This window comes from Bradyrhizobium sp. Ken01, assembly GCF_055807355.1.
In genome coordinates, this window is sequence record NZ_JBVVPC010000268.1 from 1 (window position 1) to 248 (window position 248).

At 55.2% G+C, this 248-nt stretch carries 1 protein-coding gene; it reads left to right on the forward strand.

Annotated features, from left to right (window positions below):
* A partial coding sequence (locus tag AC0L3S_RS39610; protein ID WP_473285415.1) for an SbmA/BacA-like family transporter occupies positions 1-248 on the forward strand: 248 nt, incomplete at both ends.

Here is a 248-nt window from a genome sequence, read left to right on the forward strand (position 1 = left end):
CGGGTCGAAGCGGCCTATCGCAAGGAGCTCGTGCTCGGCGAGGATGATACGGCGCGTGCCAATGCGCCGACATTGAGCGTACTGTTTAGAGACATTCGCAGGAATTACTTCCGGCTCTATCTGAACTTCATGTACTTCAATATCGGCCGGATCGTCTATCTGCAGACTGACGTCATCTTTCCTTATCTGCTGCTTGCGCCCACAATCATCGCGGGCAGGATCACCCTCGGCGCGATGAACCAGATCCT